Source organism: Pseudoalteromonas sp. T1lg22 (assembly GCF_002964645.1).
Lineage (GTDB): Bacteria > Pseudomonadota > Gammaproteobacteria > Enterobacterales > Alteromonadaceae > Pseudoalteromonas.
This window is the reverse complement of sequence record NZ_PQBY01000013.1, coordinates 409,247-432,682: the sequence shown is the minus strand read 5'-3', so window position 1 is coordinate 432,682 and position 23,436 is coordinate 409,247. Positions and strand designations below refer to the sequence as shown.

General features: G+C 48.6%; 23 protein-coding genes and 3 tRNA genes. 9 read left to right on the top strand and 17 right to left on the bottom strand.

All coding sequences use genetic code 11. The features are described from left to right. Positions 1–54 precede the first annotated feature (54 nt). The 3 genes from C2M24_RS09050 to C2M24_RS09040 all read left to right on the top strand — a co-directional run bounded on the left by C2M24_RS09050 (position 55) and on the right by C2M24_RS09040 (position 2,586). Positions 55–603 carry an isochorismatase family protein gene (locus C2M24_RS09050; protein WP_105214343.1) on the top strand — a complete coding sequence of 183 codons (549 nt, stop codon included), beginning with the start codon at positions 55–57 and terminating at the stop codon, positions 601–603. A gap of 146 nt (positions 604–749) precedes the next feature. Next, positions 750–944 carry a (2Fe-2S)-binding protein gene (locus C2M24_RS09045; protein ID WP_105189134.1) on the top strand — a complete coding sequence of 65 codons (195 nt, stop codon included), beginning with the start codon at positions 750–752 and terminating at the stop codon, positions 942–944. Between the two features lie 175 nt (positions 945–1,119). Beyond that, positions 1,120–2,586, top strand: coding sequence for a phospholipase D family protein (locus tag C2M24_RS09040; protein WP_158684047.1), 1,467 nt, complete (start codon positions 1,120–1,122; stop codon positions 2,584–2,586). Between the two features lie 70 nt (positions 2,587–2,656). Here C2M24_RS09040 and bfr (C2M24_RS09035) read toward each other — a convergent pair whose 3' ends face one another. The 8 genes from bfr (C2M24_RS09035) to C2M24_RS09000 form a co-directional block, all read right to left on the bottom strand. Further along, on the bottom strand, positions 2,657–3,121 hold the full coding sequence (bfr, locus tag C2M24_RS09035) for a bacterioferritin (RefSeq protein ID WP_105214341.1): 465 nt from the start codon (positions 3,119–3,121) through the stop codon (positions 2,657–2,659). Further along, positions 3,121–3,606 carry a bacterioferritin gene (gene bfr / locus C2M24_RS09030; protein ID WP_105201562.1) on the bottom strand — a complete coding sequence of 162 codons (486 nt, stop codon included), beginning with the start codon at positions 3,604–3,606 and terminating at the stop codon, positions 3,121–3,123. Before bfr (C2M24_RS09030) ends, bfr (C2M24_RS09035) begins: the two co-directional genes overlap by 1 nt. 219 nt (positions 3,607–3,825) lie before the next feature. Beyond that, positions 3,826–5,940, bottom strand: a complete 2,115-nt coding sequence (locus C2M24_RS09025; protein WP_105214339.1) for a TonB-dependent receptor — start codon at positions 5,938–5,940, stop codon at positions 3,826–3,828. 263 nt (positions 5,941–6,203) lie between these two features. Continuing rightward, complete coding sequence (locus C2M24_RS09020; protein WP_105214337.1) at positions 6,204–6,770, bottom strand: EAL domain-containing protein; 567 nt, start codon at positions 6,768–6,770, stop codon at positions 6,204–6,206. Continuing rightward, a complete protein-coding gene (locus C2M24_RS09015) occupies positions 6,722–8,152 on the bottom strand; it encodes a GGDEF domain-containing protein (RefSeq protein ID WP_158683739.1) in 1,431 nt (476 codons plus the stop codon). Before C2M24_RS09015 ends, C2M24_RS09020 begins: the two co-directional genes overlap by 49 nt. A gap of 529 nt (positions 8,153–8,681) precedes the next feature. Next, positions 8,682–8,758 (bottom strand) — tRNA-Asn (locus C2M24_RS09010). Between the two features lie 19 nt (positions 8,759–8,777). After that, positions 8,778–8,854: transfer RNA gene (locus tag C2M24_RS09005), tRNA-Asn, on the bottom strand. Between the two features lie 22 nt (positions 8,855–8,876). Beyond that, positions 8,877–8,953 (bottom strand) — tRNA-Asn (locus tag C2M24_RS09000). A gap of 719 nt (positions 8,954–9,672) precedes the next feature. Here C2M24_RS09000 and C2M24_RS08995 point away from each other — a divergent pair. Then, positions 9,673–11,016 carry an MATE family efflux transporter gene (locus C2M24_RS08995; RefSeq protein ID WP_105214333.1) on the top strand — a complete coding sequence of 448 codons (1,344 nt, stop codon included), beginning with the start codon at positions 9,673–9,675 and terminating at the stop codon, positions 11,014–11,016. Positions 11,017–11,031: 15 nt separating this feature from the next. Further along, positions 11,032–13,047, top strand: a complete 2,016-nt coding sequence (gene uvrB, locus C2M24_RS08990) for an excinuclease ABC subunit UvrB (RefSeq protein WP_105214331.1) — start codon at positions 11,032–11,034, stop codon at positions 13,045–13,047. A gap of 24 nt (positions 13,048–13,071) precedes the next feature. Here the strand turns inward: uvrB and C2M24_RS08985 are convergent, their stop codons facing one another. The 3 genes from C2M24_RS08985 to queC all read right to left on the bottom strand — a co-directional run bounded on the left by C2M24_RS08985 (position 13,072) and on the right by queC (position 15,441). Beyond that, positions 13,072–14,415, bottom strand: a complete 1,344-nt coding sequence (locus C2M24_RS08985; RefSeq protein WP_105214329.1) for a diguanylate cyclase — start codon at positions 14,413–14,415, stop codon at positions 13,072–13,074. A gap of 25 nt (positions 14,416–14,440) precedes the next feature. Continuing rightward, positions 14,441–14,680 carry a hypothetical protein gene (locus C2M24_RS08980; RefSeq protein ID WP_105201557.1) on the bottom strand — a complete coding sequence of 80 codons (240 nt, stop codon included), beginning with the start codon at positions 14,678–14,680 and terminating at the stop codon, positions 14,441–14,443. Between the two features lie 101 nt (positions 14,681–14,781). Beyond that, a complete protein-coding gene (queC, locus tag C2M24_RS08975) occupies positions 14,782–15,441 on the bottom strand; it encodes a 7-cyano-7-deazaguanine synthase QueC (protein WP_105189125.1) in 660 nt (219 codons plus the stop codon). A 152-nt stretch (positions 15,442–15,593) separates the two neighbouring features. Between queC and queE the strand changes: the two genes are divergently transcribed. After that, entirely contained in the window at positions 15,594–16,259 is a 666-nt protein-coding gene (queE, locus tag C2M24_RS08970; protein ID WP_105214327.1) for a 7-carboxy-7-deazaguanine synthase QueE, read from the top strand. A gap of 56 nt (positions 16,260–16,315) precedes the next feature. Here the strand turns inward: queE and bcp are convergent, their stop codons facing one another. Next, positions 16,316–16,789: a thioredoxin-dependent thiol peroxidase gene (bcp, locus tag C2M24_RS08965; protein WP_105214325.1), complete on the bottom strand. Its 474-nt coding sequence runs from the start codon at positions 16,787–16,789 to the stop codon at positions 16,316–16,318. A 12-nt stretch (positions 16,790–16,801) separates the two neighbouring features. Then, positions 16,802–17,335, bottom strand: coding sequence for a glycine cleavage system protein R (locus C2M24_RS08960; RefSeq protein ID WP_105214323.1), 534 nt, complete (start codon positions 17,333–17,335; stop codon positions 16,802–16,804). 339 nt (positions 17,336–17,674) lie between these two features. On the opposite strand from C2M24_RS08960, the gene bamC reads away from it, so the two are divergent. Next, positions 17,675–18,727: an outer membrane protein assembly factor BamC gene (gene bamC / locus C2M24_RS08955; RefSeq protein ID WP_105201552.1), complete on the top strand. Its 1,053-nt coding sequence runs from the start codon at positions 17,675–17,677 to the stop codon at positions 18,725–18,727. A 135-nt stretch (positions 18,728–18,862) separates the two neighbouring features. Then, positions 18,863–20,203 carry a YjiH family protein gene (locus tag C2M24_RS08950; protein WP_442792508.1) on the top strand — a complete coding sequence of 447 codons (1,341 nt, stop codon included), beginning with the start codon at positions 18,863–18,865 and terminating at the stop codon, positions 20,201–20,203. Positions 20,204–20,231: 28 nt separating this feature from the next. On the opposite strand, the gene C2M24_RS08945 is transcribed toward C2M24_RS08950, so the two are convergent. Next, complete coding sequence (locus C2M24_RS08945; protein ID WP_105214321.1) at positions 20,232–20,423, bottom strand: DUF2897 family protein; 192 nt, start codon at positions 20,421–20,423, stop codon at positions 20,232–20,234. Positions 20,424–20,528: 105 nt separating this feature from the next. Here C2M24_RS08945 and C2M24_RS08940 point away from each other — a divergent pair, with 105 nt between their 5' ends. Next, positions 20,529–21,866, top strand: a complete 1,338-nt coding sequence (locus tag C2M24_RS08940) for an ankyrin repeat domain-containing protein (protein ID WP_105201549.1) — start codon at positions 20,529–20,531, stop codon at positions 21,864–21,866. A 225-nt stretch (positions 21,867–22,091) separates the two neighbouring features. Here the strand turns inward: C2M24_RS08940 and C2M24_RS08935 are convergent, their stop codons facing one another. From C2M24_RS08935 to arsC, 3 genes are read right to left on the bottom strand one after another with little or no spacing between them, the layout of a single operon-like run. Next, the gene (locus tag C2M24_RS08935) at positions 22,092–22,544 is read right to left on the bottom strand and encodes a DUF2069 domain-containing protein (RefSeq protein WP_105201548.1); all 453 of its coding nucleotides are present in this window, start codon (positions 22,542–22,544) and stop codon (positions 22,092–22,094) included. Continuing rightward, on the bottom strand, positions 22,537–23,088 hold the full coding sequence (gene wrbA, locus C2M24_RS08930) for an NAD(P)H:quinone oxidoreductase (protein ID WP_105214319.1): 552 nt from the start codon (positions 23,086–23,088) through the stop codon (positions 22,537–22,539). The genes C2M24_RS08935 and wrbA overlap by 8 nt, the downstream gene beginning before the upstream one ends. Next, complete coding sequence (gene arsC, locus C2M24_RS08925; RefSeq protein ID WP_105201546.1) at positions 23,088–23,435, bottom strand: arsenate reductase (glutaredoxin); 348 nt, start codon at positions 23,433–23,435, stop codon at positions 23,088–23,090. The genes wrbA and arsC overlap by 1 nt, the downstream gene beginning before the upstream one ends. Position 23,436: the final 1 nt, after the last annotated feature.

Sequence of the window (23,436 nt, the reverse complement as noted above, 5' to 3'; positions counted from 1 at the left end):
AAACCCGAATCTATGGTTAACATTGAAGCAACTTATTAGCTCAAGGAAGACCACATGCCCCAGCTCTCGCCCAACCCAGAATCTGCACCCGCACTTATTGTTATCGACATGCAGCTTCGCTTAGCCCCAGCGATGGCCGACTATCAGCAGGTGTGCGCCCGTGTCGACTTGCTGAGCCAGGTGGCCACTAAACTTGAATTGGCGCATATAATTACCGAGCAAAACCCACAGGGTTTGGGGGCTACTGATCCTTGTCTGGTTACTCCCAGCGCCAAGGTGGTGGCCAAGGACACCTTTAGTGCGGTGCAAAGTGAAGCCTTTATTGCCGCCCTCGAGCCCTTGGGAGAATCCCACCTGTATTTATGCGGCATGGAAAGTCATGTATGCGTGTACCATAGCGCCAATGAACTGCTCGCCAGAGGCTATCAGGTAACTGTGTTGGCCGATGCTGTGTGTTCGCGCGACCCGGAAAATAAGGCGCTGGCCTTGGCGCAACTGCGCCACAACGGGGCACAAATTTGTTCTTCGGAAACCGCCATCTTCGCCTGGATGAATAGCTGTCGCCACCCGCAGTTTCGCGACATATTGGCCTTGATAAAATAAAACGTCAGCCCGCTCTGGTGGAATGACTTTTTTGATCAAATGTTAAGCAAAACAGCTGGATGACAATCAATCAATATTTTTATTGATAACTATTTTCGTTTAGATTAAAATTGGCGGCATAATCTAACTGAGAGTGGTTTTTATTCGTGTATATCTGTCTTTGTCATGGTGTGTCCGATAAGAAAATTGAACAAGCAATCGATCAAGGTGCTCGTTCTATGCGTGATCTTAGCTCCGAGCTTAAGGTCGGCTCTCAGTGCGGCAAATGTTGTAACTGTGCCAAAAAGATCCTTAATCAAAAGCTTATCGATATCGTCGATGTCACCGACGAAGTGGCCTAATCACCAGCAAATTTAGCTAATTTCTGTTATATCTCCCTGTTTTTGTTATATTGAGTAGCATGATGATGGCGAACGGCCAGGGCTCATGCACGCAAAAACTCATCTCCGAATCCTGCTTATCTCGCTATGCACATGGTATTTGATTGGCTGTAGCTCGGTGTCAGACTTCGAATCTATGCCCGAACGTCCAGCCAGTTATGCATTACCCAGTGAGGATGCTGACTTGCTAAATACGTTTTTTGAACAACAACCCAATGCCGACTTATCTGGCTTTTATCCCTTGATCGATGGCCTGGATGCCTTCGCAGCCCGTATCGCCTTAGCCGAAGTCGCACAAACCTCCATCGATGTTCAATATTATTTGTATCACCGCCAGGAAACCGGCAAGGTGCTCAGTGCCTACCTGTTAAAGGCGGCGGAGCGCGGCGTCAGGGTGCGTATCCTGCTCGACGATATGTCACAGGCCGAATCGGAACGCGACTTGGCCGCCTTGGCACGCCACGACAATATAGAAGTCCGCCTGTTTAATCCCCTTAATCACCGTAAGCTGCGTTTTCTTAGTTTTATTACCGATTATTCACGGGTGTCGCGACGTATGCACAACAAGAGCTTTATCGTCGACAGCCAGGTGTTTATTACCGGTGGTCGCAATATCGGCAATGCTTACTTCTCGGGAGAAGATAATTCCCAGTTTGTTGATTTGGATGTGCTCAGCATTGGCCCGGTGGTCGAAAAGGCTACCCAGGCGTTTGATTTGTATTGGAACCACCCCTTAGCTGAGGATATCGACAAGCTATTCACCGAGGTCGACGACAGCCACTTGGATACCCTCAAGGGCAAGCTGGCTTATTTTGTCAGCCGTGAGTACAGCGACAGCAGCCCCTATGTACAGCGGGTAAAAGAGTCGGATCTGGTGCAGTCGTTGCGCCGCGGTAAGTTGAACCTCGATTGGGCACTGGGCTATTTATATGTCGATGATCCCAACAAACTGCTAACCGACAGTAGCAATACCAGCACCCATATGGCACCTAAAATGATCCGTGCCTTGGGCGTACCCAAACAGCAAGCGATTATTATCTCCCCGTATTTTGTACCGCGAGAGCCGGGCATGGCCCTATTGCGGCGCTGGGCCGAGCAGGGGGTGAAGATCACTATTCTAACCAACTCCCTGTCCGCCACCGATGTGCCCGTGGTGCACGCCGGGTATGCCGGTTATCGCAAGGAGTTATTGGCCATGGGCGTCAACCTCTGGGAGCTGAAACGTAACTTCGAGGTAACCCCGAAGAAAATTAAGATAAAAAGCTTTACCGGCTCTTCCGCCGCCAGCTTACACGCCAAAACCATGGCCTTTGACCACGAGCAGGTTTTTATTGGCTCTTTGAATTTGGATCCCCGTTCTTTCAATCTTAATACCGAGCAGGGGTTGGTGATCACATCGCCTCGGTTTAATCGCTTACTGCGTCGTTGGGTGGAAAACGATATGCCGAAATTTGCCTGGCGATTAAGCCTGGATGAAGAAGGTGAGCTGCAATGGCAGGGGGTAGACAGCGATAAGATTTACCATCATGAGCCAGATACCAGCCGGTGGCAGCGCTTTAGCGTGTGGCTGATGTCCTTATTGCCCATTGAGGGCGTGCTCTAGCAAAGCTTTTGCTGTAGCTAGTAAATATGGACACAAAAAAGCCGCTGTAACAGCGGCTTTTTTAGGTGAATTACATCTGCGATTGCAGGTAGTTCTCTATTCCGGTGACCTTGATCAGGTGCTGCTGAGTTTCCAGCCAATCAATCTGCTCTTCCTGCTCATGCTGTATGGCATCAAGAGCTTCACGGCTGATATAGTCAAGGCGCTCTTCCGCCAGTTTAATTGCTGCTTGCAGGTCTTTTAACGACTCTGTTTCAAAGTGCATATTGGCGGTAATCATCTCCTCGGCATCTTCACCGATACGCAGGCGGCCCAAGTCTTGTAAATTAGGCAGGCCTTCTAAAAATAAAATACGCTCAATCAATCTGTCGGCGTTTTTCATTTTTTGAATTGAAACCTTGTAATCAGCCTTATCTAGCTTGCTAAAGCCGAAGTCTTTAAACATACGGGCGTGGAGAAAATATTGGTTTATGCCAACCAGCTCATTGGCCAATACCTTATTTAGCGCGCGTATTACGTCCATATCACCTTTCATTATGATACCTCGGCATCGCCCATTTGCGATTGTTGATAGTTTTGCAGACCAATTTTATCGATAAGACCCAGTTGTTGTTCAAGCCAGTAAACATGGTCTTCTTCGGTGTCGAACAAGAGTTTTTCCAGTACTTCACGAGACTGATAATCCTGCTCTTCTTCGCAAATTTTGATGGTTTCTTTGACGCATTGCACTACTTCAAGCTCAAGCTTTAGATCATTGGCCATCATGTCTTTAACATTGGTACCTACGAGCAGATCGCGACGCTTGGTCATATCGGGCACGCCTTCTAAGAACAGAATGCGTTTGATTAGCCAGTCGGCGTGTTGGGTTTCTTCTTCACGCTCATGCTCAAGACGTTCATAAAGTTTATTCAAACCCCAGTCTTCATACATGCGTGAATGGATGAAATATTGATCGATTGCGGCGAGCTCATTTGCCAGCAGTTTATTGAAGCTATCGATAACTCTTTGTTTACCTTGCATTTGCCACGGCCTCGTTGTGCATTGATGGAACAAGTGTAGTCTATCTTGCCAATAAATCAAATATTTTCATTATAAATCAGGTGGTTACAATTGTAACTTATTCGCATTCCAATTTATATTTGCCGTTAGGGTTTATGCATAAACGCCGCCATAATTTGGCAATGAAAGCCCACCTTGTTGCTCAGTTTGTTGACCAACAAAGTGGGGGTCTAATCGGGCTTAGAACTGATACTTCACACCGGCGGTTATGCTGGTGCCTAAGCCTTTAATGTTATAGCCACCATAGGTATAGGCCTGGGCGCGGGCAGGGTAGTAGTCGCGATTAAAGAGGTTTTCAACGCCAAAGTACCCATTGAGCTGCTCGGTAAACTGATGCTGACCACTGAGATTGACGACCAGGTAATCGTTCACCGGGCCCTGATCGCCCACATAGTTGCCATCGGCATTGGGTTCAAAACGCTTGCGGTTGCCCACATACAGCAAGGTCAGGCTTAAACCTGTCTCGCGACTTGGTTGCCACTGCAGGTTCGCGGTGGTTTTTGGTGGGCTGATCTGTTTGGCGCCAAGGTAAATATCGTCCTCGGTGTTCTTACCCTCCACATAGGCGTAGGTCAACGTGGTGCGCCAGGCCGGGTTAAAGCGGTAGTCCGCCAGTAGCTCATAGCCCCAAATCTTTTGTGGTGCACGTACCGGCATATAGACACCGGTGGTTTCGTCGAAGCTGTTGGTGGTACCTAACTCCGAAGTACTGCGATACAAGGAGCCTTCTAGGCGCAGCCCATCAAGCACCGAGGTGAAACCAAGCTCATAGTTATCGATCACTGAGGCCTCGGTGCGAATAAGCGCGATATCGTCAACCGTGGCAGTGCGCAGTAAAAGGCCAATATCCGAGATATCGGCGCCTTGTGAATAGCTGATAAAGGGGCTGAAGGTCTCGAAAGCATTGTACTTAACGCCGACATTGTAGGTGGTGGCGGTGTAATTCAGGGTATCTCCTTTGACATCGATGGGCACCGAGCACTGAGTTTCGCTGCGACACAGCTCTAACGTGCGATAATCGTCCACCTCCAGGTCGATATCTTCATGACGCACACCGGCTTTAATCACATAATGGTCATCAATAACCCATTTGCTTTGGATAAAGCCGGCAAGGTTACTCATGTCCATTTCCGGCACCCAAACCCGGCCATCGACCAAGGGCTGTGAGGTAACGTCATGAAGTAAGTCAACTCCATAAATAAAGGTGGCTTCGGTACCTTGCAGGTCGAACTGGCTGTTAAAGGTGGCCCGCAACCCTTCTTTTTCCGAGGCGATAATTGACTGACCGCCATCATATCCGGCGCTTGGATTGGCTAGATTGGGTGAATAGAAGAAGACATTTTCAATGTCTTGGGCGTATAAGTCGACGGTCAGTGCGGTATAAGCAAACACCTCGCTATCCGTATATTTGAGCATTATATTGGTATTGCCGCTTGGTCCTTGCGGGCGACCTTGTTTTTGTTGCTCTGCGGGTACGTGAATGGCGTAGGACTTATCGCCTTGATTGATATTGCCAAAGACATCGCCAAGATCGGTTTTTTGTTGGGATTTGTAATAGTTATAGGTTAATGACAGGGACTTTTCGGCGTCGAGATCATAGCCTAATTTGGTGAAGTAGTTTGCGGTTTCTACATCGCTCAGTCCGTATTGCAGACCAAGAATGTCGCCCTCGGCGTCACGTTTTACGCCATTTTCCTCATAGCTCAGGGTGGCCAGATATGAGAACTTATCCATGCGGCCATTGATTGAGCCTTCCACTCGTGCACCCAGCGTTTCGTCGCTTTTAACGGCACTAAAACGGGTAGAGGCATCAACCGTGGCGGAAAAGTCATTGCTGTTGCTTGGTTTTTTGGTGATGTAGTTAATCACTCCACCGGCGGCGCCATTACCATAGACCGAAGTCGCGCCTTTGATCACCTCAATACGCTCCAGCACGCTTGGGTCCAGGCTGCGAATTCCCAAAGAGCCATTACGCAGTGGTGTTGATTGCGGCACGCCATCAATCATGATTAACGGCGCACGACCGCGCAGGGTCTGTCCGGTATTACTTGAGCTATTGGTGCTTGGCGCCATGCCCGGCACCAGTACTTCGAGCAGGTTTTGTAACTCGGGACTGACCTTGAGCTGGGCCTGTATTTGTTCACGGGTGATCACAGTCACCGACGCGGGCACTTCGTCAATATTCTCCACCACACGGCTGCCAGTGACTATGATATGTTCTAGGTCTTGAGTTGTTTGCTCGGCAAACAGGGGAGCGCTAAGGGCTATGGTCAAAAGAGAAAGTGAAAAACGCACGGAGATTACCTTTATTATTAAATGATTGTGCAAATGATAATGAAAATAAATATCAATAACAATATTCGGGTTCGTTTTGTTGTTAACGGGTGCGTTGTTTCAATAGAAACTATTAGTGCTCAGGAGTCATCCTGATCGGGAGCTGTGTAAGTGCGGCTGCAAGTGCGCACGATGGCAGTGATTATGTTAGGGCGTGGGGTGATATGTGTAGGTAAGCCGATAAAGGAAGTCCCCGGGGGCTGACCCGGGAACTCGTCACTGTGTTATAACAGCTCTTTCGGCTTTTCGATAAAGTAGCCTTGGGCACCATCGAGACAAAGTTGTTCGATAATCTGCTTTTCTTCCAGGCTTTCTACGCCCTCGGCAAAGACGCGCACGCCAATACGGTGCGCCAGGTCGACCATAAGACGCATAAAGTACTGGTTGTTCTTGTCGTCTTCCAGGCCGCGGGTATAGCTGGCGTCCATCTTGATATAGTCGGGTTTGATCTCGCGGAAAAACTTAAACGAGGTCAGGCCAACACCGAATCTCTCTACCGTCAGGCGGGAACCACAACGATGCAGCATGCTGATAAAACGTTTACTGGCGGTGATATCCTGCTGTAAACCTAATTCCGATATTTCAAACACCAGGCGCTGGGCGAAATCGCCTTCTTTAATAAGGCGGCGCTCTAACCAGATCATAAACTTATCGTCATGAGCACTGGCAGCAGAGACGTTAATACCAAAATATTGGGCGGTGAGGTTTTGATTCTTTATTGCATTCAATGCGTGGTCGATAATCATCTGGTCAAGCTCGACCGACTTACCCAGTTGATCGGCCATGGCCATAAAGGAGGAGGTCGGTAGGATATGATCTTCCTCATCGCGAAAACGGCCTGAATTTCAGAGTAGGCCACGCTGCTTTTACCAAGAGGGATAATGGGTTGAATGGCCAGTTTAACAGACTGTTTTTCAAGCAGCTCATTGATCATCTTACGCCAGTTTTGTGTCCCTTGGATAGCACTGTCACTGATATCTTCCAAGCGTAACATGTGCCAGGCGTTGGCGTGATTGCTTTGCGCTATGCTCATAGCGATATCGACATTGGCGAGCAACTCACCCAGTGGCTTATGTTGTTCAAAAGACACTATGCCGGTATAGGCGACCGATGCCAAATTATACACTTTTTGATACTGATTGAATTTGAGCTGTATTTGCGTTGCAAAGCGCTCCGCTTCTTTGGGAGGCGTGTTAGGCAACACCACGGCAAAGTCCGAGCTATTAAGGCGGAACACAGTGGCGGAACCGTAATTTCGAATACCGGTCGTTAAAATGTCGGCAATACTGCGAATATACTCATCCCCTTCCTGGTAGCCCTTGCTCTGATTAATGTGCTGCAATTCGGTACCGCGCACCAAGGCAATACAGCCAAAACAATCACCGCTGACATGTTCAATATGACGCTCGTAATACTCCACAAACATATTGCGGTTACCCAGCTCGGTGATCACATCCTTATAGGCTTCTTTTTTAATTTCCAGCGCCGAGCTGGCAATATTCTCTATTTGCAGGCCTAGATGGGACTGTAAACGATTAAGGGCGGGGGAGATTTGATTCGCAAGTTTGAGCTTTAAGCTATCATCGGCAAAAGCACGGTTGATCGGCTCTGGCATATTATTGCTGGTAATGAACTGGTCGATAATGTCACTGACGATATCGGCGATACGACGGCGATAACCACGATATGCGGTTTTCAGGCTGGCTATGGGAATAAAGCAGAGAAAGGTGATCAGCAGGGCGAAATAGATCAAGCCTTGCTCAAAGGCGTGGGCCATGTCCTTGATATCGGCGACAAACTCTACCCGTAACTCGGCGTTCTGATCTGTGGCAAATTGACTGCGCAGGGTGCCAAACTGGAACTGGGCCATTTGCGCAATAAAGCTCTCTTCGGTGCGCTGAGTTTTGCTGCTGAGCACTTCGCCATTGCTATCGCGTAGCCACAGTTTTTGCACCGGCATCAAGGCGACAAGCTGCTCAGCCATAAGCGGAGCCTGTTCTTTGACCTGCTCGGCATTCATGCTCGGCTGGAGATCTAAAAAGCGTTGTAGTTGTGCCTGCATCGCTTCCTGCTTATGCATGCCATAGGAATGAAAGAGCATTGTGTTGACTATTACAGCGGCGCCTAGAGCCAGCAGCCATAACGTAAACTGCAGTAGTGTGAATCGTTTCACGGTAGTTTATCCTTTCCCTTATTTTTATTTAGTTGAAGCATGTGGTCCAAGTGTCTTTATACCAGTCACTTAAATAGCTAATCATTCTAGCGGGTTAAATATCATGCTCACAGGGTTGTAATTTTTCTAGGTAGAATAACTACATAAGAAAAATTCCGTCTTGTTATCACATCATTTATCCAGCGCTACCTCTGAACACATACTTAACAGAGTTGGTATTACACCAGTGCTACAACAAGGCGATCGCCAACAGCTTGGTGCTGCGAGCGTTTTGTGCACTTACATCCATGTTTATTTACCAGGCACCACAATAAGTTAGCTTTGTATTTTTGCGGCCATATTATTATGCAGCAGCATGAGAATGGCAATGTACAGAGACATGATTGTAGTAGTGCAGGGCGTTTATTTATATTTACTAGTGTATTGAATAATAAAAATAATTATGAATAGAGATTAGTCTATGGGGAAAATCTTGTCTAGAGAAGGGGTTTTTAAAATTGGAACATCAGGGTGGTTTTAGGAGTTATTTTGGCTCCCCCTCCCCGACTCGAACGGGGGACCTGCGGATTAACAGTCCGTCGCTCTAACCAACTGAGCTAAGGGGGAACAAAATAATACTAGGATGTGGCTCCCCCTCCCCGACTCGAACGGGGGACCTGCGGATTAACAGTCCGTCGCTCTAACCAACTGAGCTAAGGGGGAACAACCTAGTGTTGAAAGATATTGGCTCCCCCTCCCCGACTCGAACGGGGGACCTGCGGATTAACAGTCCGTCGCTCTAACCAACTGAGCTAAGGGGGAAGCGCCTGTCTCTCAACGGGGCGAAATATTAATGACCCCACCTGCTAGTGTCAACTAATAAAATCGGCAAAAATAAAAAAAACGACTCGTTCGCCGTTTTTTCACTCAAATTGCCTGCTAAGCAGGCAAAAATGACCCCTGTTTGGGTTTCCCTGCATTGTCCCTCTGGTAATTTCATAGATAATTCGGCTCGTCAAAGGACAATCAAAGGCTTAGTTAAATTCTGCGAGGCCAAAAAATGAATGAAAATGGAACCTGGGTTTATCAGTGTAAGAATGCTTTTTTGCCTATAGCGATCAAACCCTTATATTTAAAGGCTTCGATTAACTTATCCACGAAATCTGTGGATAAGTCTGTTTATTAATGGGGGGAATGCAGCATTGATAGGCGACAAGGAGCACTTGAGAAGAAAGCAATAGGTAAAATGCAAAAAACATTTCTTATATTTATCAATGGGTTATTTATATATACTTAAAAGTTACAAAAAGTGACATTCTTATAATTAGAACTGAGGGGATAACGCCGCTGCTGTGCAAAAATACAGCGTTAATTTGTGCAGATGTTTAAAAGGTGTAAATTAATTGTTTTTTGACGGGTTTCATTTGTATATATCGCTGAACAACGAAAAATGAACATTTTTTATGCGCTAATTAAGCATGGAAGGGGAGGCTTCGATGCTTTAGAATAGAGCGCTTGTATCAGCAGCAATAAGCGTTGTTATGGCTAAAGCCGAACCTGCAATGATCCTCAGTGCGCCCATTGTGCCAACCTTACGCAAAATGACCATTCCGATGATCTTCGGGATGATCTTTTTAATGCTTTTCAATCTTGTTGATACCTTCTTTATCAGTATGTTGGGCACCGAGCCCTTGGCTGCCATTAGTTTTACTTTTCCCGTTACCTTTACTTTGATCAGTCTGGCCATAGGTTTAGGTATAGGCACTTCTGCGGTTATCGCAACCGCCTTGGGGTCTGGGCAGCAATCGCAAGCCCGTTTCGATGGTGCGGTGGCCCTGATGGTTTCGGCCTTCTTAGTCACAATACTGGCCCTAGTGGGTTATTTTTGCAGTGATCCTATCTTTCTATTACTGGGCGCCGAGCCGCAGTTACTGCCATTGATAGATGAATATATGCAGGTGTGGTTTTTAGCCAGTGTGTTGTTGGTAACGCCTATGATAGGTAATGCCGTGCTCCGTGCTAATGGCGATACCAAGACGCCGAGTCTGATTATGGGAGCATCTGGGCTGGTTAATGCGGTGCTCGACCCTATTTTGATCTTTGGTTTTGGTCCCATAGAGGCCATGGGCGTACGCGGGGCGGCCATCGCCAGTGCCATTTCCTGGTTAATCGGTGTTGCCGCGATTTTATATATTCTTATTGTCCATCGTCAGTTAATTGGTATTCGTTGTCGCACCCAGTCATTCGTCGTGGCGACGCGAAAAATCCTTAAAATAGGCTTGCCAGCGGCCGGGGCGAATATGCTTACCCCCTTAGCCATGGCGGTGATGACCGCCATTGTCGCCCACTTTGGTGCCCCCGCGGTGGCCGCCTTCGGCGTCGGCAGTCGGATTGAGTCCATTGCCTCTTTAGTAGTGCTGGCCTTATCTATGACATTGCCTCCCTTTATCAGCCAAAACTTTGGCGCCGGCAATAAGGACAGGGTGGAGCAGGCCTATAAGCAAACCCTGAAGTTTGTGATGTTTTGGCAATTTGCCATTTATTTGCTGCTTATAGTGGTGGCTCCTTGGATTGCCGGTGCCTTTGCCACTGAGGCACAGGTGCGTGAGTTGATTAAATTGTTTATCTATATTCTGCCTCTGACTTACGGTTTGCAGGGAGTGATAATCCTCACCAACTCGTCGTTTAATGCCCTGCACAAGCCCATGCATGCTTTGGTATTGAGTGTTGTGCGTTTGTTTGTGTTTTACGTACCGATTGCCTACCTGGGCAGCCTGATTGGCGATTTAACAGGCTTGTTTATCGGTGCCGCAGTGGGTAATTTATTAACGGCCATCGTTGCTTATTTGTGGTTCAGCCGCGAGCTTGAACGCCAAACCGTTTAACCAAGGGGTGTTATAGTGAAAGATGTTTTTGAGCTACATTCGAGTTATTCGCCCGGTGGCGACCAACCCACCGCCATTGCTCAATTGGTAGAGGGCCTGGAATCGGGCCTGGCGCATCAGACCCTATTAGGTGCCACGGGTACGGGTAAAACCTTTACTATGGCCAATATTATCGCCACCTTGAATCGCCCTACCATTATTATGGCGCACAACAAAACGCTGGCGGCGCAGCTCTATGGGGAAATGAAAGAGTTCTTCCCTAACAATGCGGTGGAATATTTCGTTTCCTATTACGATTATTATCAGCCCGAAGCCTATGTGGTTGCCAGCGACACCTTTATCGAAAAAGACGCATCGATTAACGAGCATATAGAGCAGATGCGCTTGTCGGCCACCAAGGCCCTGTTGGAGCGCCGTGATGTTATTATCGTTGCCTCTGTGTCGGCCATCTATGGTCTGGGCGATCCCGACTCTTATATGAAAATGATGCTCTTGCTTAAGGTTGGCGATACCCTTGACCAAAGGCAGATGTTGCGTCGTTTGGCCGAGCTCCAGTACACCCGCAACGATATGGACTTCAGTCGCGGCACCTATAGAGTGCGCGGTGAGGTGATTGATATCTTCCCTGCCGAATCGGACGATATTGGCGTGCGGGTGGAAATGTTCGATGATGAAATCGAGCGTCTTAGCCTGTTCGACCCCCTGACCGGGCAGGTGCAAAAGAACCTGGTACGTGCCACCATTTATCCAAAAACCCACTATGTGACGCCGCGAGAGAAGATTTTAGGCGCTATCGACAAGATCAAGGTCGAGCTTAAAGAACGTCGCCAGCAGTTGCTCGACGACAATCGTCTGGTCGAAGAGCAAAGGGTGTCACAGCGCACCCAGTACGATATCGAAATGATGCAAGAGCTCGGTTATTGCTCCGGCATTGAAAACTACAGCCGTTATTTGTCTGGGCGCGCCCCCGGCGAGCCGCCGCCAACCCTATTGGATTATCTGCCCGATGACTCCCTGATGATCATCGACGAGTCCCATGTTACCGTGTCGCAGATAGGCGCTATGTACCGCGGCGACCGCTCGCGCAAAGAAAACCTGGTGGAATACGGCTTCCGTTTGCCTTCGGCCATGGATAACCGGCCCCTCAAGTTTGAAGAGTTTGAGGCGATTGTGCCGCAAACCATCTATGTATCGGCGACCCCCGGCGATTATGAGCTGAATAAATCAGCTGGCGAGGTGGCCGAGCAGGTCATTCGTCCCACCGGTTTACTCGACCCTCAGCTAGAGGTGCGCCCGGTCAGTACCCAGGTGGACGATCTGCTCTCGGAAATTTACCAGCGCGTGGAAATAAACGAGCGCGTCTTGGTGACCACCTTAACGAAACGCATGGCAGAGGATTTAACCGACTACTTAAGCGACCACGATGTTAAGGTGCGTTATCTGCACAGTGATATAGACACTGTGGAGCGCATGGAAATTATTCGTGACCTGCGCGCCGGGGTCTTTGATGTGCTTGTGGGTATCAACTTGCTTCGTGAAGGCTTGGATATGCCCGAAGTGTCTCTGGTCGCCATTCTCGATGCCGATAAAGAAGGTTTTTTACGCTCTGCTCGCTCCTTGATTCAAACCATAGGTCGTGCCGCCCGTCATATTAACGGTAAGGCAATTCTGTACGGCGATGTGATCACCAAGTCCATGCGCCAGGCCATGGACGAAACCGACCGTCGTCGTGAAAAACAAATTGCCCACAATGAAGCGCACGGCATTACGCCGCAGGCACTGAATAAGCGCATTACCGATGTGATGGATACAGGAGAGACGCCCAAGCAGCAGCCAAGCGGTGCCCGTAAGGCAGGCAAGGGACGTAAGGGCGGTGATACTGAGGTGGTGATGGATGCGACGCAAATCGCCAAGGAGATCACCCGCTTAGAAGCGCAGATGCATGAATTTGCCCGAGCCCTGGAGTTTGAAAAGGCGGCGCAGGTGCGTGACCAGGTGCATCTGTTGCAACAGCAACTGATCAAGAGTTAACGCTAGAGCCACTCCAGCGTTAACTTAAGCAATTACAGTTTTTTTGCCGCTTAATTTATTGCTCTGCTTGTCTTCGTACATGCGTTTATCGGCCTGTGCCAGCAGGGCGGCGATATCCAGGGTGCACTCGGTGTGGCAACTAAAGCCGCAGCTGATCGATGGATATATGATATGGCCCTTATAGTTTAGCGGTGAGCTCTCAATATGCAGGCGCAGCTTTTCGACTATGGCGGCAATTTGTTCGTCGCTGTTGATACGATGTAAGAGCACTAAAAACTCATCGCCGCCGAGGCGGGCGATAATGTCCGAGTCGCGCAAGGTGCGCTGTAATTCCTTCGCTATATGCACCAGCAGTGCGTCCCCACAATCATGGCCGTAGCTGTCATTTACCGCTTTAAAGTCATTTACATCGATATTGATAATGGCAAAGTACTTGTGTACATCCGAGCCTCGGGTGAGGTCGTCCAGATGCAGCATAATGGCACGGCGGTTGGCGAGCAGGGTGAGGTCGTCTTGCAAGGAGGTGGCCTTAACCAAAAAGTAGGCGCGCACCAAGATGGCGACAGATACAAATAACACCAGGCACAAGAGCGCCCCAAGGGCGCGAATAAGGGTGGCATGACGCTGGGGCTCGGCATTAAACTTTGCCGCCAGTGCCCAGCGACCATTGGGAAGATGTAAGGGCAAGATCACATCGGCATGCGTAAAGGTGTCGGCATCACCATAAAACACCAGGGAGCCCTCGGCGGTGTTTTTTAATGCGTATTGCACCTGCTCCTGAGAGTCCAGCTCCAGCAAATGATAAAGGGTAGTAATGTCCAATACCAGGCTTAGGGTGCCCCAGTAACTGCTCTTATCGGCGGGGGTGGCAAACAGTGGAAACTGAGCCAACAGTGCCTCACCGCCTTGCACCAGAGTGAATGGTCCGGCGAGCACCACGGATTGAGTTTGTTGCGCCTGCTCTATGGCGGCAAATTGTTTTTCATCGGTGCGATAGTCAAACCCCAGGGCTCTTTGATTGCCTTCTAAGGGATAGACATATTGGACTATGTTGTTTGGAGCCAGGGTGATACTGCGCACCAGTTGCGAGCGCGCCACCAATTGGGCGGCGATATGCTGCCAGTGCTGGGCGGTAAATTCGCGATTGATATTGGCAATAACCACCAGACTTTCGGCGGCAAAGATCTCTTGATTCAAGGTGGTTTCAAGTTTGGCACGCAGCAAGGCCGACTGTTTACGCAGGTAGAGTTGCTCTTCCACATACTCTTGTTGTTGATAGAGGTGGGCAAAATACTCGATCACGAAGGCACTGGCCCCCAAATAAAGGGTGCTGAGCAAGATAAGCAGGAGTATGGAGCGTCTTGTCATATTAGGTGCACTGTACGGCTTAAATTCAGAGGTTATTTATCTCTTGTTCGACACTAAATCCTTTCTCCGTGACTATGGCTTCGAGCACCTGTATCCGCTCTTTAAGCTGGCTGATTTGCGCTGACATTGTGTCTGTTTGCTGGCTTGCCGCCTGGTATTGATCTTGTAGCTTGGAGAGTTGCTGGCCTTGTCGGCGCTGCGTGCGCAGGCCGAAGCTAAATGCTAAGGCTGCGATAATCAGCAGTAATATCATGTATATAAGCATGGCTATATCTTGCTAGCGAGAATAATCTCAGTATAACTGCAAAATGCCACAAGGCCACTGATGGGGCAAAATTATCAGTGGCTTAGGTAGAAAGAGGGGGCTTAAGCTTCGTACGGCAGGGGATCGACGGCGTTATTAAGGGCAAATGCTTCTAAACGCTCCTGACAGGCACCGCACTTTCCACAGGCTTGCTCGCGGCCATTGTAGCAGGTCCAGGTCTGACTGTAGTCCAGGCCCATTTTCAGACCGTCGGTGAGAATGTCTATCTTGCTGTTATCAAGATAAGGACAAACGATTTCAACTTCGTCATAGTTGGCGATACGGCACACATCGTCCATTTTCTTCACAAACTCAGGACGGCAATCCGGATAGATGGCGTGATCACCCGAATGCGCACCGTAAAATACCTTGCTGGCCTTCAGTGACACCGCGTAGCCCACCGCCAAAGACAATAAGATCATATTGCGGTTCGGCACTATGGTGCTCTTCATGCTTTCTTCTTCGTAATGCCCTTCCGGCACGTCGATATCGTCGGTCAGTGATGAGCCGCCAATTAACTGATTAATTGCGGAAATATCGACTATCTTATGATTAACGCCGAGTTGCTCGCATACCTGCTTGGCTACTTCCAGCTCTTTGACATGGCGCTGGCCGTAGTTAAAGGAAAGGGCATAGACCTCGTGACCTTGACGAAGTGCCTTATTGAGCACGGTAAAGGAGTCCATGCCACCGGAATATATTACAACGACTTTTTCTGCCATTTGCCTGCGAGCCTTTTAATCATAGAGGTTTACGTTAGGGCGCGGTATACTACAGGGTTTGAGCTTAGATCACAATTATTCGCCGTTGGCATTTGCTTTAGGCCGGGTATTTGTGAAGAGCGATTGTTAAGTTTTAGCAGCAGGTTAGATTTTTGTACCAAATAAACGAGATTTTTGAAACCATCCAAGGGGAAGCCAGTTTTACCGGTACGCCCTCAATTTTTGTGCGTTTGCAAGGCTGTCCTGTGGGCTGCTCCTGGTGTGATACCAAACAAACCTGGGATGCCAAAGACAGTTATGTGGTGTCCTTGGAACAAACGGTGGAAAAAAAGTCCGACTCCGAACATTGGGCCAAGGCTGATGCCGAAGATATTTTGGCGCTGTTCCAAAGCCGTGGCTATCGCGCCAAGCACGTGGTGATCACAGGTGGTGAACCTTGTTTGTTTGACCTCAATCCGCTGTGTGAACTTCTGCATCAGCATGGCTACAGCACCCAAGTCGAAACCAGCGGCACTTTTGAAATCAAAGTGCCGGCGCAAACCTGGGTGACGGTATCGCCGAAAATCAATATGCGCGGTGGTTATGAGGTGCTGGCCAGCGCCATGAAGCGCGCCAATGAAATTAAACATCCGGTGGCGATGCAAAAGCATGTGGACGAGCTAGAAGAGCTGTTTAAAGTGACAGGTGTGCACCCGCGACTGGTTTATCTGCAGCCCATCAGTCAAAAGGCCAAGGCAACAAAACTGGCCATAGATACCTGCATCAAGAAAAACTGGCGATTATCTGTACAGGTGCATAAGTATCTGGGGATTAACTAGGCTTGGCTCATTAAACATAAAAAACGCGGCTTAAGCCGCGTTTTTTGTCTTTTTAATTAAGTATTATCAGCCAAATAGTCGATCACCACCTGGTGATGATCCTTGGTTTTAAACTTATTGAAGACATGTTTAATCTTGCCGTCTTGGCCGACTAAAAAGCTGATGCGGTGAATGCCATCGTACTCTTTACCCATAAACTTCTTCAAACCCCATACGCCGAAATCGTCCGCCACCTTGTGGTCTTCGTCGCTTAACAGCTGGAAGTTAAGTTCTTTCTTGGTTTCAAAGTTCTTCAGTTTCTTCACCGGATCCGGGCTGATACCCACAGCCACTGTATTGAACTTGGCCAACTCGGCCTTATGATCGCGCAGTTGCTCTGCTTGTACTATGCAGCCTGGAGTCATGGCCTTGGGGTAGAAGTACACTAAAACTTCATGGTTCTTTAATAGCGCTTCTAGGCTAACCGCTTCGCCGTTTTGATCCTCAAGGGTGAAAAGTGGCGCTTTATCGCCCGCTTGCAAGGTGTTCATAATGCTGCGTCCTTATCTGATCCGCTTAAAAGTATAATCTATGTTCAGGCGCTGAGATAACGCCTCAAAGGCCACCTTAAAGGCATCAATATCAAGCTCTTGTGGCACATTAAACTCGAGTTCACAGCGCATTTGAATGTCGTCGCCTTGCGCGTAGGTGTCCGATTTTAAAGAGCAGATGCTGATATTGTGTTCGGCAAAATAACCGGTGATCTTACTCAGGGTGCCCGGCGTGTCTATACCCATGTATTCCAAGGTATAACCGCCACTAAAAAGCTCTTCGGTGTGGCTGGAGGTGCGTTTCATCATGGTCAACAGCCCCAGCTCCATGCCTTTATTTGGCAGCAGGTGCTCGACTCGGCTAATGGCAGCCATATCGCCGCACAGCAGCATAATAAAGGTGAGTTCATTGCCTAAAATGGCAATGCGGCTGTCGGTGATATTGCAGTGACAATCGCTGACCAATTGCGTTAAGGCGCTAACCACCCCGGCTTGGTCTTCGCCAATTGCGGTGATCACTAACTGTTGTTTGGCCAATTCGCCCATTGATTTGCCCTTGCTATATGAAAACAATCTTTTGGCGGCGCAGTGTAGCATAAACGGGGTTTTAAAGGGCAACTTTTAGCCGTACCTTGCTTTATTACCTTTTCGATGGCGACATTCTTGTTTTTAACCTCGTGTAAAAGTACCATAGTGAAAATTTTTATAAGCCATTGCTGTGCGCCAGCACAACACTGGTGTGGGTGTCGATACTCGGGTTGAACGCCTTGGTATGATAGGCAAGACAACTAAGCCGTTGTTAAGTTGAATCTGACACTGAACCAATTACCACTCACTGACTCAAAGTCCGTACAATAATAATGGTGAGTAAAGGAGAACAACAACGTGCAGTATTGGATCCCTAAAGTATTGATCTTGAGTGCTTTAGTCACTTTGAGTGGCTGTGGCATTTTTACCAACGAGGCACACCACAAGCGTAACTATCAGGCGAATCAGCCATTAGTGACCCCTCAGGGACTCGATGCACCGCGCCAGGACCCTACCTATAAGGTGGACGTGGCGAGCTACGATAACAGCGAAGACGCCAAGACAGTTAAGCCGCCAATGCAGATTATGCCTATTGCCCAGGGCAGCTGGATTGAAGAAGGCGACAAGGTAGCCAGGGTTTACTTCGATAAAAACGATGGTATTGAAGATCTTGACCAGTTTATTTTGGCGGCCGTAGAAGGCGTGCTGGAAAACTACAACACACCTGTGACCAATAGGTCACAAACCAGCATCGAAAGTGATTGGTTTTCTATCGTAAAAGTTGAAGAAGGTTGGTTATGGGACGATGAAATCGTTGCCGAGCAGCGCTACAAGTTTACCGTTGAAGAAAAAGATCACCAGCGCACTGCGTCTTTGCGTGCCGAGATGATTGATTATCGCTCGCAGCAAGTGCCGCTAACGCCGCTATTACAACAACGCTTGGAAACCCGTGCCCTAAATGGCGCGATTGCCGAATTCGATTATCGCTACCGTCAGTTACAGGTTGAACTGCGCCAGCGCCAAGGCATTATCTCTCTGGCTTTAGGCTTTGATAATCAAGGCAATGCGGCGCTGATCACCGAGCAGGACAAAAACCTGGTGTCAGAGCGCTTCAGTGCCTTCTTAGAGCGTCTACAATTTACTATTATTGAAGTGGATGCCGAAAAAGGCCGTATTATTGCCGACTACACCCAGCCTGAATCTAGTGTATGGGATTCGATTTGGGGTGAAGAGGCAATGCAATTGCCTTTAGAAGACGGCCAATATCAGATTCTATTGGATAACGCCAAAGCTGGCGGTACCAGCATTACCTGGATGGATAAAGACGGTGAGGTGCTTGAGCCCGGCACCATGAATGATTTACAGCAAGCCCTAGTAACGGCCCTGCGCGCTCGCGGGATTCAACTGTAATCATCTGATTTTGCTGTAAAAAAGGAAAGGGGTTGAGTCACCTTTCCTTTTTTATTTGGAGCTAAAAGAGGCAGGGCAGCCCAAAGATAACAAAGAAAATAAGTAACGATTATGACAACAAGCCAGCCACGGTCAATGACCAACACTTTACTGACGTTTTTAATTCCCTCGCTGATCGGCGTCTTTCTCTTTATGGTGCCTATCCCCTGGGATGGTCAGATAAAAATCAGCGTGGCGATTTTGGCGGATATGTTACGTCAAGCCCTAGCGCCCATCGCCAGCACCTTGCTGTTGGTGATTATTTGTATGACCGGCCTGTTATCCTTGTTGATGACCCTGATACAACCGCGCTCCCTGTTTGAAAAGCCCATGATTCGCCATCTCTTCCTGGTAACCCCGACCTGGCTGGTTGTGCGCCTTGTGGGCATGGTGTTTGTGGTTATGACCTATTTCCAGCTTGGCCCCAAGGCTATCTACTCAGACGCTACTGGCGCCTTTGTGTTGACTGAGTTGCTGCCGTTACTGCTTACCGTGTTTATTCTGGCTGGCTTCTTATTGCCACTGCTTTTGAATTTCGGCTTGCTTGAGCTGGTTGGTACCCTGTTTACCAAGATTATGAAACCCTTGTTTGGTGTGCCCGGCCGTAGCGCCGTAAACTGCGCTGCTTCTTGGCTTGGCGATGGCAGTGTCGGTATTTTGATGACCGCCAGACAATATGAAGAAAAGCATTATACGCAAAAAGAAGCGGCCATTATCGGTACCACCTTCTCGGCCGTGTCTATTACCTTCTGTTTTGTGGTTATAGGTCAGGTTCGCCTTGAGCATCTATTTGCGCCCTTCTATTTAACCGTGTGTTTGGCCGGTGTGGTGTGTGCGCTGATTCTGCCGCGTATTCCTCCTCTTAGCCTGAAGAAAAATATTTATGTCGATGGCACCAGCCAATGCGACGACAACGAGGCGGTGCCAGAGAATAAAAGCCTGTGGCGTCAGTCAGTGGATATGGCTCTTGATAAGGCGCGCCATGCCAAAGGAGTCAAAGGCACGGTAGAAGAAGGCCTGCACAATGCACTGGATATGGTGTTTGCTGTGTTGCCTGTGGTAATGGCCGTGGGTACCTTTGCGCTTATCGTTTCTGAATATACACCGGTATTCCAATGGCTGGGTAAACCCTTTATTCCTTATCTTGAACTTTTGGGTATTCCCGAGGCGGTGAAGGCTTCAGAAACCATAGTGGTGGGTTTTGCCGATATGTTTATCCCGTCGATTTTGGCGGCGTCGAATATCGACAGTGAAGTAACGCGCTTTATTATCGCGGCCATGAGTGTGACCCAGTTGATTTATATGTCGGAAGTGGGCGCGCTCTTGCTGGGCAGTAAGATCCCGGTGAATATTTTTGAACTCTTTGTAATTTTTATTTTGCGTACCCTGATCACCTTGCCAGTGATCACCCTGATGGCAAAATGGCTGGTAGCCTAGGGTTTTCCTAGGCACATACACCAAGGCTTTAGGACTCTTTATCGTCGCTCTTTGAGTCCTGTTGCTTGGCCTTTTCGGAAAGGCTGCGTTTGGCCTTTTCGATAGGGTCCTGATTGAACTTTTTAAGGTCCATTTTCGCCGAATATTTTAACAGTGCGATATTGCTCCAGATCACCGCCAATACCAAGACGATGATCAGGATTACATGCCAGGTTTGCATTGCAGTGTCCGCTATATTAAGTGCAGGGTAAGGGAGTGCCCTTTATAACTGACAACCTAGTTGCGATGCAACATCTAGAACGATTTAGTGGAGTCTTCATAGGCTATGGAAAAGGTACTAATTTGGCCGGAACAATATCCGTTATTACTCAAAGGACTTATTGAGCAAAACGGCGCCTTTATACTCGATGCTTTGGAAGCATGGCCAGCTTGTAGTACAAAAATCGAGGAAGAGGTCAGCACCACCACGCTGCCACCTCTGTATTATCTAATTTGGCTGCAGCCGCGTGACCCTTTTGAAGAGTGCACTTTCCAGCATATCAGCGACGTTGACGAGCAGGCTCTGCGTTATATTCAGGCGGCTAAAGAATATTTCCTGAGCAATGACTACACCGCCGAGCAAATCAGCGAAATGCTGCTTGCACGCCTGGCTCAGTACGCCGATATTAATGCGCAAATTCAGGTTGAATCACCGCTTTCGCTTGCCAAGCTGTTGTTTGAGCAGCGCTATTTTTCTTTGTTGGCGGAGCTGTTGGAGCGCGATGTAAAGCTGAGCAGCGCTGATATCTTGCTGCTTTGGCAGGAAGTGGATTTTCGCCCTAAACTGGAGCCTTATCTGCCGGATTGTGCGGCAGACTTGCCTGATTTACTGGAAGCGGCGAAGACCGAACTTATCCAGGGCCATGACTTTTTCACCCTGTTGCAGTGCCTCTCTAATGAGGAGAATCTGCAACAGCTGTTAGAGCAGGCCTTACTGGCTCATTTACACAGTGAGCATGCCAAACAAAGCCTGGCGATGCGCTTTATTGAACAGGGCGCACGGGGCAGTGAACAAAACGAGCAAGGGCAAACGGCACTTATGTTGGCCGCCGAGAAAGGCTTTGTCAGTGTGATTGAAGCCTTGCTTAACCACGCATCGCTCGATGCCAAGGACCATCAGGGTAACAACGCCTTGCACTATGCGGTTGGCGCCGACAACGGCAATTGTTTAACCGTGCTGCTGCGCGCCGGTGCGAATTTCCATGCTAAAAACAATGCCGGACTGAGCTGCTATCGCTATGCGGTGGAGCAAAACCGTAAGGCCTTAGTGCGTCTTATGGAGCGCGAGTTTGGCATCAAGGAATTATCACCTCAGGGTCAGTATATGCGTATTGCCAAGGTGCATGCCCTGCATGCCTTGGTAATGTTGCTCCTGCCGCTGCAACTGTTTTTCTTTTTTGATGACGGTATCGACTATAAAAGCGAGCTGACCATGGTCTTTACCATGCTCTCCGTGGTGGCGATATTCTTTGCTATTAGCCTAAAGCGCTGCGCCTTGTATCCGCAGTTGCGTCATCCATTTGGGCTTGGCTTATTAAGGGTGGGCTCTGTGCTGTCCTTGTTGGCGCAATTGGCATTGCTGAGCGTGGTAGGGCTGGCATTCTTAAGTCAGCTGGGTGGCTAAGTTCTGATACCAATTCACTTAAATAGCTAATCATTCTAGTGGGCTAAATATCGTGCTTACTGCGTTGGAATTTTTCTATGTAGAATAACTACATAAAAAAATTCCGCCTTGTTATCACATCATTTATCCAGCACTATCTCTGATCACATACTTAACAGAATTGGTATGATTGGCTAAATCATAATTCCAAACTAAAAACGCCGAGCGAGTAGCCCGGCGTTTTTGTTATTGCTTATCCTGATTCTGGCGGTGATATTCCTGCGCTGCCTTTTCATTGGCTAAATCGTCTTTTAATTTACCCACTTTTAAGCCTAACTCCTGACCGCGATAACGGGCATAGTAGGTGCAGCCGATAAACATACAGCTGGAAAAGACCAGCTCCAATATCACCCAAAGGCGCTCGTCCGGGCTGACCCATAGCAGGGTAAAGCCATGAATAAAGTAGATCATGACGATAAAGTTGGCCCAGGCATAGGTATAGGGCTTGTCCTGAATAATGCCTTTAAGGGGCAAGAGCAGGGGCACTATATACAGGCCAAAGGTAAAGGCGAAGCTGTAATCGCTGCGCGGCGAAAAGACAAACAGCCACAGGGGCATTAATAGCAACAGGCCGATATAACCGACCAGCGCCAGACGCTGATAACGTTGAGTCAGCGGCTTTTTGGCGATATTAGTCATTGAGTTTTCTCGCTAAATTAGCCAAACGCCGACCAAGGGCTTGGCAAATCTGTTTTTCATCATTGCTGAGCTGGGAATTATTATCCAGACCAGAAACATGGCTGGCACCATAAGGGGCTCCGCCTGTGGTAGTGGCATTAAGAGCGGGCACGTCATAGGGTACACCCACCAACAGCATGCCGTGATGCAATAAGGGGATGCTTAGGTGCAACAAGGTGGTCTCATTACCGCCGTGCATACTGCTTGACGAGGTAAAGACGCAAGCGGGCTTGTCGATCAACTGACCCTTCAGCCAGATATCGCTGCTTTGCTCCCAAAACGATTTAGCCTGGGATGCCATCATACCAAAGCGGGTCGGCGTGCCAAAGGCCAGGGCGGCGCAGTCGATAAGCTCCTGCTTACTCACCTGAGGGTGAGCGCCATCGTCACAGATACAACGTAACCAGACATCGCAGCCTTGTGCTTCTATGCTGTCGGCGATTTCTTCCGCCAGCGCCTGCACACTGCCACTACGAGAGTGGTAAAGCACCAAAATCGGTGCCATTAAATGATCTCCAGGGCATTTTCAGGCGGTCGGCCAAGCACTGCTTTGTCACCGTTAACTACGATAGGTCGCTCGATCAGCTTAGGATGGGCGTGCATGGCATTAAGCAATGCCTGCTCGTCCTGCTCGTTTTGTAATTCCAGCTCTTTGTACAGGTCTTCTTTGGTACGCATTAGTTCGCGCGCCGAGCCAAAACCCAGCTTGGCAACTAACTCGCTTAAAGTTGCAACGCTTGGCGTTTCTTCCAGGTATTTAACGATAGTGACCGGCGTGCCTTGCTCTTCAATTAAAGCCAGGGTTTGGCGCGACTTTGAACAGCGCGGATTATGATAAATAACGACAGACATA